This is a genomic window from Novosphingobium pokkalii, assembly GCF_014652855.1.
In the GTDB taxonomy this organism is placed as follows: Bacteria; Pseudomonadota; Alphaproteobacteria; order Sphingomonadales; family Sphingomonadaceae; genus Novosphingobium; species Novosphingobium pokkalii.
Genome location: NZ_BMZP01000012.1, coordinates 103008 through 120793, shown reverse-complemented (window position 1 = coordinate 120793; position 17786 = coordinate 103008). Strand labels below are relative to the sequence as shown.

12 protein-coding genes and 1 pseudogene are annotated in these 17786 nt (G+C 66.1%); 3 read left to right on the top strand and 10 right to left on the bottom strand.

The window, feature by feature from the left end:
• Window positions 1-176 precede the first annotated feature (176 nt).
• The 5 genes from IE191_RS13590 to IE191_RS13570 all read right to left on the bottom strand — a co-directional run bounded on the left by IE191_RS13590 (window position 177) and on the right by IE191_RS13570 (window position 8004).
• On the bottom strand, window positions 177-1814 hold the full coding sequence (locus IE191_RS13590) for an FMN-binding glutamate synthase family protein (RefSeq protein ID WP_191324907.1): 1638 nt from the start codon (window positions 1812-1814) through the stop codon (window positions 177-179).
• Window positions 1811-3520, bottom strand: coding sequence for a thiamine pyrophosphate-dependent enzyme (locus IE191_RS13585; RefSeq protein WP_191324906.1), 1710 nt, complete (start codon window positions 3518-3520; stop codon window positions 1811-1813). The genes IE191_RS13590 and IE191_RS13585 overlap by 4 nt, the downstream gene beginning before the upstream one ends.
• A gap of 177 nt (window positions 3521-3697) precedes the next feature.
• On the bottom strand, window positions 3698-5260 hold the full coding sequence (locus IE191_RS13580; RefSeq protein ID WP_191324905.1) for a DHA2 family efflux MFS transporter permease subunit: 1563 nt from the start codon (window positions 5258-5260) through the stop codon (window positions 3698-3700).
• Window positions 5261-5294: 34 nt separating this feature from the next.
• Window positions 5295-6458 carry an HlyD family secretion protein gene (locus tag IE191_RS13575; RefSeq protein WP_191324929.1) on the bottom strand — a complete coding sequence of 388 codons (1164 nt, stop codon included), beginning with the start codon at window positions 6456-6458 and terminating at the stop codon, window positions 5295-5297.
• A 22-nt stretch (window positions 6459-6480) separates the two neighbouring features.
• The gene (locus tag IE191_RS13570; protein ID WP_191324904.1) at window positions 6481-8004 is read right to left on the bottom strand and encodes an efflux transporter outer membrane subunit; all 1524 of its coding nucleotides are present in this window, start codon (window positions 8002-8004) and stop codon (window positions 6481-6483) included.
• A 103-nt stretch (window positions 8005-8107) separates the two neighbouring features.
• Between IE191_RS13570 and IE191_RS13565 the strand changes: the two genes are divergently transcribed.
• Window positions 8108-8704, top strand: coding sequence for a TetR/AcrR family transcriptional regulator (locus tag IE191_RS13565; RefSeq protein ID WP_191324903.1), 597 nt, complete (start codon window positions 8108-8110; stop codon window positions 8702-8704).
• A 63-nt stretch (window positions 8705-8767) separates the two neighbouring features.
• On the opposite strand, the pseudogene IE191_RS21355 reads toward IE191_RS13565, so the two are convergent.
• Window positions 8768-9045 (bottom strand): annotated as a pseudogene (locus tag IE191_RS21355) (family 1 glycosylhydrolase); the annotation flags it as partial.
• A 525-nt stretch (window positions 9046-9570) separates the two neighbouring features.
• On the opposite strand from IE191_RS21355, the gene IE191_RS13555 reads away from it, so the two are divergent.
• Window positions 9571-11940 (top strand): TonB-dependent receptor, encoded by a 2370-nt coding sequence (locus IE191_RS13555; RefSeq protein ID WP_191324902.1) that lies wholly within the window; start codon window positions 9571-9573, stop codon window positions 11938-11940.
• Between the two features lie 95 nt (window positions 11941-12035).
• Window positions 12036-14744 carry a glycoside hydrolase family 2 TIM barrel-domain containing protein gene (locus IE191_RS13550; RefSeq protein WP_191324901.1) on the top strand — a complete coding sequence of 903 codons (2709 nt, stop codon included), beginning with the start codon at window positions 12036-12038 and terminating at the stop codon, window positions 14742-14744.
• Window positions 14745-14748: 4 nt separating this feature from the next.
• On the opposite strand, the gene IE191_RS13545 is transcribed toward IE191_RS13550, so the two are convergent.
• From IE191_RS13545 to IE191_RS13530, 4 genes are read right to left on the bottom strand one after another with little or no spacing between them, the layout of a single operon-like run.
• Entirely contained in the window at window positions 14749-15150 is a 402-nt protein-coding gene (locus tag IE191_RS13545; RefSeq protein ID WP_191324900.1) for a VOC family protein, read from the bottom strand.
• Window positions 15151-15163: 13 nt separating this feature from the next.
• Window positions 15164-16165: a DUF2891 domain-containing protein gene (locus tag IE191_RS13540; protein ID WP_191324899.1), complete on the bottom strand. Its 1002-nt coding sequence runs from the start codon at window positions 16163-16165 to the stop codon at window positions 15164-15166.
• On the bottom strand, window positions 16162-17124 hold the full coding sequence (locus tag IE191_RS13535; RefSeq protein ID WP_191324898.1) for a 5-oxoproline transporter, DUF979 family subunit: 963 nt from the start codon (window positions 17122-17124) through the stop codon (window positions 16162-16164). The genes IE191_RS13540 and IE191_RS13535 overlap by 4 nt, the downstream gene beginning before the upstream one ends.
• Window positions 17121-17780, bottom strand: a complete 660-nt coding sequence (locus IE191_RS13530) for a 5-oxoproline transporter, DUF969 family subunit (protein WP_191324897.1) — start codon at window positions 17778-17780, stop codon at window positions 17121-17123. Before IE191_RS13530 ends, IE191_RS13535 begins: the two co-directional genes overlap by 4 nt.
• Between the last annotated feature and the right edge of the window lie 6 nt (window positions 17781-17786).

Sequence of the window (17786 nt, the reverse complement as noted above, 5' to 3'; positions counted from 1 at the left end):
TGCCATTTGCGAAAACGTTACGGAACAGCATGCAGCGCTGGTTTGAGTGTCGGCGTTCATTCTCAAGCATGCAGAATACGGTGTTGCCGTTGCGATCATCTCCTGCAAGAAAGGGCCAGCAAAGCGACCTCCTTGAACTGAGACAAGAAGGACGACGCCATGCTGATGGACCGGTATCACGCGCGTCTGGCAATGCTGTCCGGGTCGGCCTGGCGCCACCAGGCGGCCAGGCGAGGATCGCGCGCACCGTCCAGCAATTCGCCCGGCGCGACGAAGGGATAGAGTTCGTCGAACGAGCGCATCTCCGATGCATTGATCCGCTGCCGCAGGCTGTCGGGCGTGAATTCATCCGGCGTGCTCAGCCCGGCTGCAACCACGATGTCGTGCAAGGCGTCGAGCGTTGCCTTCTGGAACCGGGCGACGCGCTCCGCCTTTTCCGGCACGACCAGACCGCGCTGGCGGGCCAAGGATTGGGTGGCGATGCCGGTTGGGCAGGTATCGGTATGGCAGCGCAGCGATTGCACGCAGCCGAGCGAGAACATGAACGGCCGTGCGGCGTTGCACCAGTCGGCGCCGAGTGCCGCATTCATCGCGATCGCGGCGCCGGAATTGACCTTGCCCGATGCCGCCAGCTTGACCCGCCCTTTCAGATTGGCGCCGACCAGGGCATTGCGCGCCAGCATCAGCCCTTCGCGCAGCGGCATGCCTACCCGATCCGAAAGCTCGGTCGGGGCGGCGCCGGTGCCCCCTTCGGCTCCGTCGATGACGATGAAATCGAGCAATATCTCGGTCTCGACCATGGCCTTGACCACTGCAAACAGCTCGTGCGGATAGCCGACGCAAAGCTTGATGCCGACCGGCTTCCCGCCCGATAGATCTCGCATCCGGGCGGCGAATTCGAGCAGGCCACGCGGGGTCGAAAAGGCGGTGTGATAGGCCGGCGAGAGACAATCCTCGCCTTCAGGGACATCACGGATCTTGGCGATTTCCGCGGTGACCTTGGCACCGGGAAGCAAGCCGCCATGTCCGGGCTTGGCGCCTTGGCTCAGCTTGATCTCGGTCATCACCACGGCATCGTGCCCGGCGCGTTCGCGAAAGTGCTCGGGGTGGAAATTCCCTTTGGCGTCGCGGCAGCCAAAATAGCCCGAACCGATTTCCCACACCACGTCACCACCATGCTTGAGATGGTAGGGCGAGAGGCCGCCTTCGCCGGTGTCATGATAGAAGCCGCCGATCTTTGCGCCCAAGTTCAGCGCTTCGATCGCATTCGCACTGAGTGCGCCGAAACTCATCGCGGAAATGTTGAGCCGCGCAGCTTGGTAGGGCTTACTGCACTGGTCGGTGCCGACCGTGACGCGGGTATAGCGCTCGGCCTGGCGTGTCGGCGCCATCGAATGGGCCAGCCACTCGTATTCCTCGGAATAGACGTCGAGCTCGGTGCCGAACGGATGGGTCGATACGTCGCCCTTGGCCCTGGCATAGACCAGGGCGCGCTCGTCGTGGCTGAACGGACGCCCATCGAGATCGCTTTCGACGATGTAGGAGCGCAGGAACGGGCGCAGCCATTCAAAGAACCAGCGCAGGCGAGCAGACCCCGGATAGTTGCGGCGCAGCGAATGGTGCGTCTGCGCCAGGTCGATCACGGTGATCAGCAACAAGGGCACGAACAGCACCAGCAGCCACCACGCGCGGGGATGGTCCAGGCCTGCCGCAATGGACCCGATGGTTCCGGCCAGCGCCACGAACAGCAACACATTGCGCGATAGCGCATGATCGCGCGAGAGGGCTTGGCCGAGCGTGGGCCGCCCGCTCACGCGATGAGGTTCCGGATGATCCCGACCACATCGCGGCCACGTCCGCCCAGAACGGCCTTGGCGGAGTAGAGCGCCATCCCCGCGACTTGCCCGGGCTTGACCGCCGGCGGCATGACCAGTTCGTAACGGTCGGTGATCACGTCGAGCAGCGCTGGGCCGGGCTCCTGCAACCAGGCCTGGACAGCAGCATCAAGGTCTTCGGCATGTTCCACCCGCCGCCCGCGAAAGCCGATCGCTTCGGCAACGCGCGCAAAATCGGGATTGACCAGTTCGGTATAGGCGTCGAGCAAGCCTTCGACTTTCTGCTCGATTTCCACGAAGTCGAGCGCGCCGTTGTTGAACACCACGACCTTGATCGGCAGCTTTTCCTGCACGGAGGTCAACAGGTCTCCCAGCAACATGGCAAGGCCACCATCGCCGGACAGGGCAATGACCTGCCGATCGGGAAAGGCGGCCTTGGCCCCCAGCGCCTGCGGCATGGCATTGGCCATCGTGCCATGGGTCAGGCTCACCACCGTGCGGTTGCGGCCGGTTGCGGCGATGTGGCGCAGCGACCAGACCATGGGCGAGCCGCCGTCTGCGGTGAACACCGCGTCGGGCGCGGCATGGCGCGAAATGGTCTCGGTCAGATATTGCGGGTGGATTGCGCCACCCTTGCCGACCTTGGCGTGTTTTGCCTGTGCGGCTTGTGCCTTGCGGTGGTGTTCGAGGCATTCGTCGAGAAAGGCATTGTCGTCGCGCGGGGTGAGCCGTGGCAACAGGGCCTCGAGGGTGGGGGCGATGTCACCAACGACCCCGATATCGACCGGATGCCGGCGGCCGAGGTGGGTGCCGTCGAGATCGACCTGGAGGATCGTGGCTTTCTCGGGATAGAACTGCCGCCAGGCAAAGTCGCAGCCCAGCAGCAGCAGCACGTCGCAGGAAACCAGCGCGTGATAGCCGGATTCACTGCCGAAAATGCCGGTCATGCCGACATCGAAAGGATTGTCGTGCTCGAGAAAGTCCTTGGCACGCGAGGTCCGCACCACCGGCGCGCGCAGCCGGTCGGCCAGCGCGACGACGGCATCGTGCGCCTGCTCGCACCCCGATCCGCCGTAGATCGCGATCCGCCCGCCGCTGTTGAGCGCCGCAGCCAGGCGATCCAGTTCCGCGTCCGCCGGGCGAACGACGGGCGTGGCGTGATGTACAGAAAATTCCGGTTCATCCACGGCTTTCGCGCTCGACACGTCGGCGGGCACGATCAGCACGGCCACGCCGCGCTTGGCCAGGGCGGCTTGCGCTGCCATCGCCGTCATCCGCCGGGCCTGCGCGGGCGTGCGGATTTCCTCGCAGAACACACTGCACGAGGCATAGACCGCTTTGAAATCGACTTCCTGCGGAAAGTCGAAACCCAGTTCGTCGCGCACGATCTGGCTGGCGATCAGCACGACCGGAGCGCGATTGCGGTGGGATTCGAACAGGCCGTTGATGAAATGCAGGCTGCCCGGGCCGCAGGAACCCGCACAGGCGGCAAGCTTGCCGGTCAGCATCGCGTCGGCCCCGGCCGCAAAGCCGCCGGCTTCCTCGTGCCTGACGTGGACCCAGCGGATTCCGCTTGTCCGGATGGCATCGGTGATGTGGTTGAGCGTGTCGCCAGGAATGCCGTAGCAGCGCTCGACCCCCGCCGCTTCGAGTGTTTGAACGATCACTTCGGCGACGGTGGTCATAGGCTTTTCCTGCTCTGGGCTGCTATCCTGGGTTTGAACGCGCGAACCCCGCTTTGGCTTCATGCCTTGGTGTAAAATCGACCCGGCCACCGCGTGCAACCCAATGTTTCATAAGGGTGCCATCGCAGCCGGATCGATCACGGCATCAAGATGGGCGGCAAGGGGCCCATGCCTGATTTAATGGCCGCCGCTGGTATCGATCGGGCCTTGCGGCTTTGGCGCCAACCAGATCAGCAGCGCGGCAAAGCCGAAACACAGGGCAACCGCGCCGAACACGTCGAGCGTGGCCAGCATCACGCTCTGTCCTTCCACGATGCTCGTCAGCGTGCTGGTGGCGCCGTTCTGGGTAAAGCCACCCGAGACGAAGTTGTCGATCGCCTGCTGCCCATTGGCCATGGCCCCGGCGAGTTCCGCCTGATTGAACCGCGCGCTGTTGGTCCAGCTTGTCTGCACCAGCGAGGTGCCGATCGCCCCGCCCATGGTGCGCATGAAGTTGGACAGGCCCGCCGCGCTGGCCTGCTCATGAGGCTCCACGCTGGCCATGGCAATGCCGGTAACGGGAATGAACAGCATGACCATGAACGGTCCGGTGAGCAAGGTGGGCAGGGCCATCTGCCAGAACGTGACATCTTGGTTGAAGCCCATGCGCCAGGCGCTGATGGCGCCCAGTCCCAGCAGCCCGACCGACACGATCATGCGCGGGTCGAAGCGGTTGACCGCCCCGCCGACCAGTGGCGAGCAGACGATGGCGAGCACGCCCATGAACCCGGTGGAAATACCTGACCAGGTGGCGGTGTACCCCATGTTCTGTTGCAGCCACAGCGGGATGACGACGATGCTGGCAAAGAACGCGCCGAACCCGACGGCGAAGGTGAGCGCCGCGGCGGTAAAGCCGCGATGGCGAAACACCCGCAGGTCCACCACCGGATTTTCCTCGGTGGATTCCCAGATCAGGAATGCGGCAAAACCGATCGCGGCAATCACCGCCAACCAGCGGATTTCCGCAGCCGCAAACCAGTCGAGATTGCGTCCTTCGTCGAGCATGATCTGGAATGCCGAGACCCAGATGACCAACAGGGCAAAGCCCACCTTGTCGATCGTGGCTGGCGCGCGCGGGTCGGGCTGGCCCTTGAGCATGAACCATGCCAGCGATCCGCCCAGCAGGGCCACGGCCGCCGGCAGGAAGAAGATGTCGTTCCACGTCATGTTGTCGCAGATGATGCCGCCCAGGATCGGCCCGGCGATGGGGCCGACCAGGGTGGTCATCGCCCACAGCACGGTGCCCAGCGTGGCCTTTTCCGGCGGGAACACGCGCAGCAGCAAAAGCTGCGAAAGCGGCATGATCGGCCCACCGACAAAGCCCAGCAGCACGCGGCCGAGCACCAGCATGCCCAGCGAGCCGGACAGGCCGCAGAACACCGACAGCGCCGCAAAGGCCAGGTAGCAGGTCAGGAACACGCGCTGCACGCCAAACCGATTGGCCAGCCACCCGGTCAGCGGCACGGTGATCGCCTCGGCCACGGCATAGGAGGTGATCACCCAGGTGCCTTGCGTGGAAGAAACGCCCAGCGCGCCGGAAATGGTGGAGACGGAGACGTTGGCGATGCTGGTATCGAGCACGACCAGGAAATTGCCCAGGCCGATGGCCAGCGCTGCCAGCAGCAGCTTGCCCCCGGTGAGTGGGCCGGCCGGCTCGCGCGCAGTCAGCGCGCGGCCTGCCATTGCAAGGGATGTGGACATGGCCAAAGCCTTCCCAGAAAGGAGCGCCGAACGCTTAGTTCTTCACGGCGATATCGGCGGTCATCGACAGGCCCACTTGCAGCGGGTGGCGGGCCAGTTGCGCGGGATCGAGCGCGATGCGCACCGGCAGGCGCTGCACCACCTTGATCCAGTTGCCCGTGGCATTCTGCGCCGGCACCACGGCAAAGGCCGAGCCAGTGCCCCCGGCAAAGCCCACGACATGGCCGGTGAAGGTCACGTCATCGCCATAGAGATCCGATGTCAGCGTCACCGGCTGGCCGGGGCGCACGTGGGCAAGCTGCACTTCCTTGAAATTGGCATCGACATAGGCGGCCTGGAGCGGAGCGATGGTCATCAGCGTCTGCCCGGCTTGGACGCGCTGCCCCACCTGCACCTGCCGCTTGGACACCACGCCATCGACCGGGGCGCGGATCACCGTGCGTTCCAGGTTGACGCGAGCCTGGTCCAGCGTGGCGCGGGCGGCCAGCACTTCGGGATTGGTGTCGACCGTGGTATCGACGATCAGCGCACTGTTGGCATCGCGATCGCCCGTGGCGCTCATCCGGTTGGCAGCGGCCTGCGCACGGGCGGCCTGGGCCGATTTCACGTTGGCCAGCGCGCTGGCATAGGCGCTGCGCGCGCTGGTCAGTTCCTCGCCCGAGACCGAGCCGGAAGCGACGAGCGCCTGGCGCCGATCCAGATCGATCCGTGCCTTGTCCAGATCGGCCTGGGCCGAGGCGAGCTGCGCATCGGCGCGGGCCTGGTCCGCCGCGCGGCTGGCGATCATCGCGGTCAGCCCGCTGCCGGTGGCCATCAGGCCGCGCACCTTGCGCTCGGTCTGCGCCAGTTGCGCTTCGGCCTGGGCCACGGCAATGCGTGCATCGGTATCGTCAAGCCGCACCAGCACGTCGCCGCGCTTCACCGTCTGGGTGTCGTCCACCAGGACTTGTGCCACGGGGGCGCCGATCTGCGGCGTCACTTGCGCGAGGTTCGCACCGACATAGGCATTGTCGGTCACCACGTGGCGGTCCGCCACGAAATGTTCGTAGCCCCAGGCGCCAACGGAGGCGATCGCCACCGCACCGGCCAGGCCAGCAAAGAGGCGGGCGCGGCGAGGATTGGACGGGGTTTTGGCGGCGGACGGTGCCCGATCGGGCGTTTCGTCCAGATAGGTTTGCGCGTCGGCAACCTTGGTCATCACGGTCATCGCAGGGATCCTTTCACGAACGGAAGCCGCCGCCGAGCGCGCGCACCATGGCGACGTCGAGGGCAAAAGCGCGGGTTTTGAGGGAAGCGACGGTCTTGCGCGCCGCGATCAAGGAATCTTCGGCATTGAGCACGTCGAGATAAGTGGCCAGGCCGCCGCGATAGCGGTTGTTGGAAACGGTCCAGGCCGCCTGGGCGGAAACTTCGGCCGCCTGGGCGCGGGCCAGGCGCTGGCCCAGCGCCTGCTGGCTGGTGGCCGCATCGGCCACGTCGTGCAGGGCCTGGACCAGCGTGGCATCGTATTGCGCCACGGCGACGTCGTGGTCGGCCTCGGTTCCGCGATATTGCGCGCGTAGGCGCCCGCCATCGAGGATTGGCAGGCTGAGCGCCGGGCCGACCGAGCCATAATCCGATCCGGCCTGGAACACCTTGCCGATATCCAGCGCCTGCATGCCGATCAGCCCGGCGAGATTGACGCTGGGGTAAAACGCCGCGTGCGCCTGACGGATGCGGCTGTCGCTGGATTGCACGCGCAGCTTGGCGGCGATCACGTCAGGCCGGCGGCCGATCAGTTCGGCTGGCAGGTTGGCGGGAAGGCCGGCGGTGGACTTGGCCAGGTCGATCTGTGGCCGGGCGATCGACAAGCCGCGATCGGGGCCGGCGCCCATCAGCGCGGCAATCTGGTTGCGCTCCAGCGCGATGCTTTCGTCCAGGTTGGCCAGATCGCCTTGCGCGGTTTCGAGCGACGAGGCGGCGCGTTCCACCGCGCCCATGTTTTCCAGGCCCTGGCGCTGGCGATCGGCCATCAGGTCGCGCGTCTTCTCGCGTACCGTCACGGCATCGACTGCGGCATCGCGCTGGGCATAGAGGCTGGCCAGATCGGCATAGGCGGCGGCAATGCCGGCCGATACGGTCAGCCGCGCGGCGGCCGCTTCCGCCCCGCTCGCTGCCGCGTCAGACTTGGCGGCGGCCAGCGCGGCGCGGTTCTTGCCCCAGAAATCCAGGTCCCAGGACAGGCTCAGCGAGGCCTGGCCGTAATCGGGCCAGCCGCGCGGACTCAATCCATGGGGAAACAGATAGTTGTTGCTCTGCTGGGTGAAGCCACCCTGCGCCCCGGCGGTCAGGGTGGGCAGCAGCGCGCTGCGGCTTTCGCCCGCCACGGCCTGGGCCTTGGCAAAGCGGGCCTGCGCCACGCGCAAGTCGGTGGCGCCGGCCAGCCCTTCGGCGATCAGCGCGTCGAGTTGGCTGTCGCCATAGGCCTGCCACCAGCCGTCCGACGGCCAGTTCGCGGCCGGGGTTCCGGCTGCCGGGGCAAGGCTCTGGCGCGTGCCGAGCGTTTCGGGCGTGGCCATGGTGGCCAGTTGCGCGCGGGGCGGGGGCACCGCGCAGCCGCCGGTCAGCAGGGCAAGGCCGGCCACGGCCAGGGCCAGCGTGGGGCGCAGCGGCAGGCGCTGCGGTGGATCGGACGGGGCAGGTGCATGCAGCAGGGCCAGCGCGGAGGCGCGGCGGAATTCCTGCGTTCGGGCGGTGAAAAGCATGGGACGACTCCGGCGGAATAACCGTACTGAACGGTTCAGTATTCTTCGAGTCTTGCGCCGTCAACGGAAAAGTGTACAGTTGGGTTCAGATAAGGAGAAAAAGATGCGGGTAAAATCCGACACGCGGCGAGAGGCCATCCTGGAGATCGCCAAGGATCTGTTCCGCGAGGTGGGGTACGAGCGCGCCTCGATGGCGATGATCTCGGCGCGGGTGGGTGGTTCGAAAGCCACGCTCTACAGCTACTTCAAATCCAAGGAGGCGCTGTTTGCCGCCGCCATGATCGCGGCGATGGAAGAACAGGCGCAGGGCCTGCTCAATCTGCTCGATCCCGAGGATACAGATCTGCGCGCGGTGCTGGTGCGCTTCGGCCATGCCTACCTTGCGCTGCTCACGTCCGCCGATGCCCTGGCGATCACGCGCACCGCAATCGCCGAAGGCACCGCCAGCGGGCTGGGCACTGAACTGTATGAACTGGGTCCGCGCCGGGGCTGGGGGGCGGTGGAAACCTACATGCGCGCCCTGGTGGAACGTGGCGCGCTGCGCCCATGCGATCCGCACTTCGCCGCCGGGCACCTCAAGGGCTTGCTGGAAGCCGGGGTGATGGAACCCATGCTGTTCGGTGCACCGATGGAATTCCCGGCCGATACCGGCATTGCCGAAGCGGTCGACTGCTTCCTGCGGGCCTATGCCGCCGGGTGATCAAGGCGTTTCGGAAAATCGGCACGATACCATGCCCCGCCACGGCCTGGCGGGGCGCATCTTTCAGCCAAGGTCGGCGGGAACACCGTTGGCTCGGGCGATCCGTGACAGCACCAAGGCGCTGGGTTTGAGGCTGCGCTTGAACGTCTGCCGATCGACGCTGACCAAGCCGAATTGCGGCTTGTAGCCAAATATCCATTCGAAGTTGTCCAGCAGCGACCAGTGGATATAGCCCAGCAGGGGCACGCCGCTGGCCATGGCCTGTCGCAGAGGCGCAGCGCCGCAGGGATCAGGGCGGCGCGCTGGCTGTCGATCGAAGTGCCGATGCCGTGCTCGCTCACCCATCACACAGATATCTCCCCATCGCGCAGGTTGATCCGGCCAAGCTGCTGCATGGCTCCGCCCAAGCACTCCGCTATTGTTGCCCATCTTGCGGGCATTGCATGCTGCCACCGCATTGATGCGCCATTGGCTGATCCCGCAGATATGTCTTACCAAAATTATGGTGCCGATTGGCCATGCCGGGCACTGCTGGCTTATTGGTCGGGCCAATTGATAGGGTGCTTCGCGCGCGAAGGAAATCAAATTTCTATCGAAGCATGTGGAGGAAAGGCGATCCATCGATCGTGAATTGTAACAAATCATTGAAATGTATATTATCAGATTGACGCTCGTGGCCGAGCGCAGGGCTTGCTGGCCGAGCTGGCGGCAAGCGATCGGGCCTGTGGATGGCAAGCCAGGGATTGCGATCCATCAGGTTTGTGAATGAAAACGTATTCGATCTATTTAGTTTACAAAGATTGGTCTATCGGCCATCGGAAAATGGTAAGGCCAAAATTGGCACCATTGCAGGGAAGAGGATCAACATGCGCGCATCCGTTGCCATCACGCTGCTGTCAGCAACCATCCTGGCAGGTTCTGCCCCCGCCTTCGCGCAGACGACGAACGGCTCCGGGGCGGCTGAGGCTGCCGCGCCCGGAGAAATCATCGTTACCGCCCAGCGGCGCAGCGAAAGCATCCAGCGCGTACCGGTCAGCGTGACCGCGCTGAGCGCGGATCAGATCACGTCGCAAAACCTCAACGATCTCACCCAGATCGCCCGCGCGGCGCCTTCGTTGCAGGTGGGTACCGACAATTCGTTTGCGGTGCGTGGCATCGGCACCCTGGCGTTTGCCGGCACGATCGACAGCAGCGTTGCCATTGCCATCGATGAGGTCAATCTCGGCCGTCCGCTGCTCAACAGTCCGCTGCTCAACGACCTTGAGCGCGTGGAAGTGCTGAACGGGCCGCAAGGCCTGCTGTTCGGCAAGAACGCCTCGGCCGGGTTGCTCAACATCGTCACCGCGCGTCCCAAGCTCGGCGTCTATGCCAGTTCCACGAACATCGAGCTGGACAGTCGGGAAACGCCTGGCGCCTCGGGTTCGGCCAAGGGTGTCATTGCCCGCGAAACCCTCAATATCCCGGTGACGGCCAATTCGGCGCTGCGCCTGAGCGGTCTCTATTCCTACCAGGAACCGGCGACGACCTACGTTGGCAAGCCCAACGCCGGCACGCGCCACGATCTCAACGCGCGCAGCTACTCGCTGAAGGGCAAGTACCTGGCCGATTTGGGCGCGCTCAATCTCTATGTGATCGCCGACTACAACGAGAACCACGGCATTGCCGGCATTTTCGACAACACCTATCGCCAGGTGGCGCCCGACAGCACCAATCTCGCGCCGCTCGCAGCCGATGGCATCACCGCCGGCGCCAGGAATTTCGAGTACGGTGGCGACGCAGACCAGTTCCGCGACATCAAGACCGGCGGGGCGCAGGCGCGGCTGGCCTATACCCTCAACTCAGGGATCGAGATCAGCAACCTGTTTGCCTGGCGCTTCTACACCCAGAACCAGGCGGTCGATGGCGACTATCTCTCGGCCAATGGCCTGAATATCAATGCGACGCAGGCGCGCTATGACCAATATTCCAACGAATTGCGGATCGCCTTGCCCGCGCAGAACCGGCTCAGCGGCCAGGTCGGCCTGTTCTACATGCAGTCTTCGCTCGACCAGCATCGCCAGCTTGGTGGCAATTCCTACAGCTCCGCTGCCAATCTCATCAACCGCTTCTGCGTCGGCCCGATCGCTTCGCTGCCGTCCACCTGCACGCGCAGCAACGTGGCGCAGGTCGGCAGTGATCGCGATTACGTGCTCGATACCAAGAGCTATGCCGCGTTCGGCCAGTTGACCTACGCCGTGACCGACGCCTTCAAGCTGATCGCCGGCGGCCGCGTGACGCACGACAAGATCGATCTCGATCTCTACCAGAACCGCCTCAACTATTACCAGACGCTGAGCGGCCCACGCGGGCACTTCACGTCCAGCTATGACAACACCGATTTCAGTTGGAAGCTGGGTGCCCAGTTCCAGGCCACGCCGACGGTGATGTTCTATGGCTTCTATGGCCGGGGCTACAAGGGGCCGGGCTTCAACGACAGTTTCCCCACCGCAACTGCCAATGTCGTGGTGCGCCAGGAAACCTCCAACACCGCCGAGGCAGGCGTGAAGTCCAGCCTGCTGAACCGTCACCTCGTGCTCAATATTTCCGCCTTCCACACCAAGTTCAACAATTTCCAGGTGCAGTCGTTCGATCCGACGCTGGCCACCTTCGTTGTCCAGAACGCGGCGCAGGTCACCTCCAAGGGTATCGAGGCCAATGTCACGGTCCTGCCGTTCACCGGCCTGACGCTGAGCGGTTCGGCCTCGCTGCTCTCGTCCAAGTTCGACAGCTTTGCCGGCGCGCAATGCTATCCCACGCAGACCACGATGGGCTGTTCGGCCACCGTGAGCCTGTTCGATGCCTCCGGCCTGCGCCTGCCGGTTGCGCCCAGCTTCACCTCCACGGTGCAGGCGCGCTATGAAGCGCCGACGCGGGGCAGCGTGACGCCGTTCATCGAGGGCAACTGGTATCACCGCTCCTCGGTGTTCTATGCCATCAACCAGGCGCCGGGTACGTTCGTGGCACCGATCGATGTGTTCGGCGCCAATGTCGGCGCCCGTGTCGGCAACAACCTGCGCGTCTCGCTGTTCTGCAAGAACTGCACCAACGAGATTTCGCCCACCGCGATCGGCGTGGACTCGGGGGATGCCAATGCCCGCAACGCGCGCGGGCAGGCCAGCCCGAAGCTGAGCTATACCCAGCAATTCGGTCTGGACTCGGTGCGCACGATCGGCCTCAACTTGCGCTTCGACTTTTAAGCCTGGATCAAGGACATGACATGCTCGCAGGAGACCGCCCCGGCGGCTCCTGCGAACATCGTTGCGGCAGCTCCGCAGGGAAGGACTGGTTTCCGATGAAGACGCTTCTCCAAGCCACGGCCATGGCCGCCCTGGTCACCGCCGGCCTTGGCCATCCGGCGCTGGCCGATCCGGCGCCGGCGGCCCAGGCTGACGCGGCGCCGGCCGTTCGCCAGACCGTCGAACTCAAGGATGGCTGGCGCTTTCAACTCGGCACGCTGGATGCGTCGGCCCAGGCACCCGATTATGCGGACGCCGATTGGCAAGTGGTCTCGGTGCCCCATAGCTGGAACCGGGTGGGCTATTACGGGCCGGGCACGCCAGGCCGGATCAACCGGGCGGAAGACGTCAACAAGGTCCAGGGGCAGGGCTGGTATCGCCTCCATTTCACCGCGCCCACCGCGGCGCCGGGCAAGCGGGTCTGGCTGGAGTTCGACGCGGCCAGCCGGATTGCCACGGTCTGGCTCAACGGGCAGCGGCTGGGGGAACACCATGGCGGCTATTCCCGCTTTCGCCTCGACGCGACCGATGCCCTGATTCCGGGCAAGGCCAACGTCCTTGTGGTGCAGACCGACAACAGCAAGCCTGCCCCGGGCAGCCCTACGGCCGATGTTCTGCCGCTGGCCGGCGACTTCTTCGTTCCCGGCGGGCTCTATCGCCCGGTGCGCCTGGTCACCACCGATGCGCTGCATTTCGACATGCTCGATTCCGGCGGGCCGGCCGTCTATGCCACCACCCGCTCGATCGAAGGTGGCCGCGCACAGATCGACCTGTCTGCCCGCGTCGTCAATGCCGGCAGGGCGGGGAAGACCGCGCTGGTCCGCCTTGCGCTGCTCGACGCCAGCGGGGCAGTCGCCGCTTCGGTAGAGCGCCCGTTGCGCCTGGCAGGTGGTAGCGCGAGCATGGCAGAGGCCACGCTGGCGTTGCCGGCCGCGCACCTGTGGCAGGGTGTCGACGATCCCTACCTCTACACGCTGCGCGCCGAGATCGTCACCCGTGGCGGCTCGGTCGCTGACCGGCTGGACCAGCGCTATGGCATCCGCCAGTTCACCATCGACCCGGAGAAGGGCTTCTTTCTCAACGGCCGTCCCTATCCCTTGCGCGGGGTCGGCTATCATCAGGACAACGAGGCGCACGGTTGGGCGATCCAGCCCGCCGATGTCGAGGCAGACGTGCGCACCCTGCGCGAGATGGGGGCAAACAGCATCCGCCTGACCCATTATCAGCATGGCGCGACGATCCATGACCTGGCCGATCGCCTGGGCCTGATCGTGTGGGACGAGATACCGCTGGTTTCGCAATGGACGCTGGGCGGCGCCAAGACCGCTTCAGATGGGCTGCGCGCCAACGCGCGGCAACAACTGGCCGAACTCATCGCGCAGAACCGCAACCATGCCTCGGTGGCGGTGTGGAGCATCGCCAACGAAGTGGATTTCGGCAACTCCCTGCCGATGTTCCTGACCGGCGGCAGCGGTACGCCGCCCGATCCCGCGCCGCTGCTGGCCGAACTGGGCACATTGGCCAAGCGGCTCGATCCGAGCCGGCCGACCGCGCTGGCAACGTGCTGCGAAGGCCGCCTGTTCGGCGCCGGTGTCGACGTGCCGATCACCGCCACTGCCGTCGACGTGGCTGGGGCCAATCGCTATTTCGGCTGGTACTATGGCAAGGCGCCGGAAGTTTCGGAAAACCTCGATGCGCTGCGCCAGAAGCGCCCGGCCCAGCCTTTGGCCGTGACCGAATATGGCGCGGGCGGCGCGATCTCGATCCATACCGACAATGTCCTGGGCGGCCCGGTCGATTCGCGTGGGCGCAACCAGCCCGAGGAAATCCTCGATTACGTCCACGAACAGAACTGGGCGGTGCTGTCGCGCAAGCCCTATCTCTGGGCCACCTGGATCTGGGCCGGGTTCGACTTCGCCTCGACCGTGCGCCAGGAAGGCGATGCGGTGGACATCAACACCAAGGGGATGATCGACTACGACCACCAGACCCGCAAGGACGTGTTCTACTTCTACAAGGCGAACTGGAGCAAGCAGCCGACGGTCTACGTCACCGGCCGCCATTACCGTGACCGCGCCTATGCCAGCACTGATGTGCGGGTCTATTCCAACGCGCCGGAGACCACCCTGTTCGTCAACGACGTGAGGATCGGCACGCGCGCCGATTGTCCCGAGCACGTCTGCACCTGGCCGGGCATCGCCTTGCGCGAAGGCGCCAATGTGGTGCGCGCGGTGGGACAGTTTGGTGCCAGCAGCGTGGCAGACAGCCTGACCTGGCAGCTTGGTGCCGATGCCGCGCGGGCCTATCGGATCGACAGCGGCACGCTGGTCGCCGGCCCGAGCGCCAACGGGCGGCATGGCTCGGACGCTTTCTTTGATGGCGGCGAGGCCGGCACGGTGGTGGAACCGGCGGACTACGGCAAGCCGCAAAAGCCCGTGGTGATCGCCGGCACGCCCGACAGTGCCATCGCCGCGACGTATCGCGAGGGCGCGTTCCACTACCGGATGCCGGTTGGCCCCGGCCGCTATCGCGTGTCGCTCACGTTCATCGAGCCTTCGGCGCGGCCGGGGGAGCGGCGTTTCGACGTCTTGGCCAATGGCAAGCCGATGCTGCGCAAGCTCGATCTGGCTGCCGCCGGGGCAGGCCGCACTTCGGCGCTGGAGCGCAGCTTCCCGGTCGACGTGAAGGCAGGGGGCCTCGACCTGTGGTTCCGTCCGCTGGTCGGGAAAGCGATCGTTTCGGCCCTACGGGTCGAGCCGATGTGATGGGTCAGGGGTAGGACGCGATCTCGATGAGGTTTCCGTCGGGATCGCGCACATAGACCGAGCGGATCGGTCCGCGTGCACCAGCCTTGGTGACCGGGCCGAGTTCGATCGGCACGCCATGGCGCGCCAGGTCGGCCACCACGCGGTCGGGCGTCTCCTGGGTCAGGAAACAAAGATCGTCGCTGCCCGGTGTCGGCGCGTGGCCGGTGAACCAGTCTTCCTGCGTTGCCGAGATCGGGCGCAGGTTGATCTTGTTCTGGCCGAAATGGAGGCTGGTGCGCGTGGCCCCGCCAGGGCTGGCGCGGTCCTCGCGCTGCATCCCGAGCACGTCGCCATACCAGCGGGCCGCTACTTCGACGTCGCGCACGTTGAGAACGATGTGATCGAATGCGTCGACATGGGGCATGGGTGCGTCTCCTTTATGCAGCAACGGCGCCGTCGGTTCCGGTCAGCGCCAGCATGGCGAAGCTCGCCAGCCAGTGCTCGCCCATGTAGTCGCCCGCGACTTCATCGATCGCGGCGGCAAGGTGCCGGGCGGCAGCCTCGCGCAGCACGGCGCCGGCCGCGCCGGGCACTGCGCTGGCAAGGCTGCCCATGGCCCAGGCGCGGCTGAGATTGAGGCCGTCGAGATGGGCGATTTTCCCGTCGCTGCGGTCGCTGACCTGCGCGGGCGCAAACAGCGTGTCCGGCTGGCTGTTGGCAAGGTCTGGCAGGAACGCGGCAAACCACGGCGCAAAGGCGTCGGCAGGCAAAAGCGCCTGCATCGCCAGGGCTTCGGTCAGGACGGGGGAGAGGAAATCCTCGCCGCTCGGTTCCCAGGCCTGCGCGGCCCGGTCCTGCCCGAACCAGGCCTCGGCGCGGTCCCGCAGCAGGGCGCGAAACGCAGTGTTTCCGGTCACCCGCGCATGGCGTTCGGCCAGCACCAGCGCGAAGGCGGTGTTGGCGTGGACACCCGCGCGCACGGGATAGACCAGCTTGGGCAGGAAGCCTTCGAACCGCGCGACGAAGGCATCGGCCAGCGGCGCCAACGGTGCGGCATGCGGGCTGTCTTGCACGATCAGTTCGCTGGCCAGCATCAGTGCCCAGGCCCAGCCATAGGGCCGCTCGAACCCGCGCGCGCTGGGGCGATCGAGGTAGGCGCGCTCCGCCTCCACCTTGGCAGCGGTAAACGCGCGATCAAACAGCGCGTCGATCGCGGCCACTTCGGGAAGATCGGGGAACAGCCGCCGCACCCGTGCCAGCAGCCAGTAGCCGTGGACACAGCTATGCCAGTCAAAGCTGCCGTAGAAGATCGGGTGGACCGCCTGCGGCCGATAGCTGTCGGCATCGCCGTCCATCACGTGGTCGGCCTTGTGCGGATAGGGCCGCTCGACATGGCCAAGCGCGATCCGGGCGAAGCGGGCGGCAAGATCTGGAGTCATCGTGGAGTTCCGGGAAAGGCGAGCAGAGCGAGGGCGGCGATGTTGAAGGCCAGAAGCAGGATCGCCGTGGGCGCCTGGACGCGGATCACGGCAAAGCGATCGCGCAACTCCAGCGCGGCGACCGGCACGATGTTGAAGTTGGCCGCCATCGGCGTGAGCAGGGTGCCGCAAAAGCCCGACAGCATGCCAAGCGCCGCGACCGCAGCCGGATCACCGCCCAGCTTGTGGATCAGGATCGGCACGCCGATGCCCAGGGTCATGATCGGGAACGCGGCAAAGGCATTGCCCATCACGATGGTGAACAGCGCCATGCCGAGGCAATAGACCAGCGTGGCGACCAGTGGCGTATCGACCGCGACTACGCCGAGCACGCCGTCGGCCACCACCTTGCCCACGCCGGCAAGCGCGAAGACGCCGCCCAGCGCAGCCAGCATCTGCGGCAGGATCATCGGCCAGCCGATGCCATCGGCCAGGCGGCGCGTTTCGGCCGGCGTGGTGCCGCGCGGCGGGCGCGTGAGCAGCAGAGCGAGCCCGAGCGCGACGGCGGCGCCAGCCACCAGCGCGGCCAGCGTCACCTGCTTGGGTTCGATCAGGGCGATGCCGGCAATCCGCCCATCGGGCAGGCCCAGCGTGCCGCCCAGCGTCACCAGCGGCAGGGCCAGGGCTGGCAGGAACAGCCGCGCACCCCAGCGACGCGCGCCGGCCGCGCGCGTGGTCTCGTCGCTGCTGGTCACCGCACCGGGGCGCAGGCCGAGCGTGGCCAGTGCCACCATGGCCAGGACCAGGCATCCATTGGCCAGATCGGGCAGCCAGGGGCCGGCGCCGAGGGTGGTGGCAAATGCGGCCCAGAACGCGGCATTGCGCCAGCGCCGCGCGCCGTGCCGATCGAGCGCATGATGGAGGGCAACCGTTGCCGGCAGCGCGGCGGCGGCAAGGCCGATGGCGTCGAGCCCGATCATCGCGCTGCCTTGCGATCGAGGCGGAGCAGGCGCAGGCCATGGATCAGCAGGGCCGCCAGGGCGGTGGGGATCGCCCAGAGCGCCACCGATAGTGGCGCGATGGTCACGCCTTCCTGTTGCAGGATCGCCCGGATCAACAGGATCGAGCCGACCGCGATGAACACGTCCTCGCCAAAGAACAGCGCGATGTTGTCAACGGCGGCGGCATGGGCGCGCAGGCGCTGGCGCTCGTCTTCATCAAGCGGCGCCTCGGCATCGCGCTCTGCCGCGCCTTCCACCATCGGGGCGACGATCGGGCGCACCATCGGCACATGTCCGCCCAGCGCCGTCAAGCCCAGCGCGGCGGCGGCCTGGCGCAGCACGAAATAGCCGAGCAGCACGCGCCCTGCGGTGGCGCCTCGCAAGCGCTGCACCATGGCACGCGCCTGTTCGCGCAATCCCGCGCGTTCGAGCAGGCCGATCGCCGGCAGGGCGAGCCAGGCGACCGCCAGGAACCGCGCATCGACAAAAGCCTTGCCGATCAGCGCGACCACCGCAAGCGGCGCCATGCCGGCCGCTGCGGCGCTGGCAAAGGCGGCGACGGTGACCACCAGCAGCGGATGGACGCGCATCGCAAAGCCGGCGACGATGATGACGATGCCCGACAGGACCAGCATCGCAGC

What these genes read in the sequence shown, in the direction of transcription:
- IE191_RS13555 (WP_191324902.1), top strand. Translation starts at nt 9,571, where the DNA reads ATGCGCGCATCCGTTGCCATCACGCTGCTGTCAGCAACCATCCTGGCA.
- IE191_RS13550 (WP_191324901.1), top strand. Translation starts at nt 12,036, where the DNA reads ATGAAGACGCTTCTCCAAGCCACGGCCATGGCCGCCCTGGTCACCGCC.
- IE191_RS13535 (WP_191324898.1), bottom strand. Translation starts at nt 17,124, where the DNA reads ATGATCGGGCTCGACGCCATCGGCCTTGCCGCCGCCGCGCTGCCGGCA.
- IE191_RS13540 (WP_191324899.1), bottom strand. Translation starts at nt 16,165, where the DNA reads ATGACTCCAGATCTTGCCGCCCGCTTCGCCCGGATCGCGCTTGGCCAT.
- IE191_RS13580 (WP_191324905.1), bottom strand. Translation starts at nt 5,260, where the DNA reads ATGTCCACATCCCTTGCAATGGCAGGCCGCGCGCTGACTGCGCGCGAG.
- IE191_RS13565 (WP_191324903.1), top strand. Translation starts at nt 8,108, where the DNA reads ATGCGGGTAAAATCCGACACGCGGCGAGAGGCCATCCTGGAGATCGCC.
- IE191_RS13575 (WP_191324929.1), bottom strand. Translation starts at nt 6,458, where the DNA reads ATGACCAAGGTTGCCGACGCGCAAACCTATCTGGACGAAACGCCCGAT.
- IE191_RS13570 (WP_191324904.1), bottom strand. Translation starts at nt 8,004, where the DNA reads ATGCTTTTCACCGCCCGAACGCAGGAATTCCGCCGCGCCTCCGCGCTG.
- IE191_RS13545 (WP_191324900.1), bottom strand. Translation starts at nt 15,150, where the DNA reads ATGCCCCATGTCGACGCATTCGATCACATCGTTCTCAACGTGCGCGAC.
- IE191_RS13585 (WP_191324906.1), bottom strand. Translation starts at nt 3,520, where the DNA reads ATGACCACCGTCGCCGAAGTGATCGTTCAAACACTCGAAGCGGCGGGG.
- IE191_RS13530 (WP_191324897.1), bottom strand. Translation starts at nt 17,780, where the DNA reads ATGCTGGTCCTGTCGGGCATCGTCATCATCGTCGCCGGCTTTGCGATG.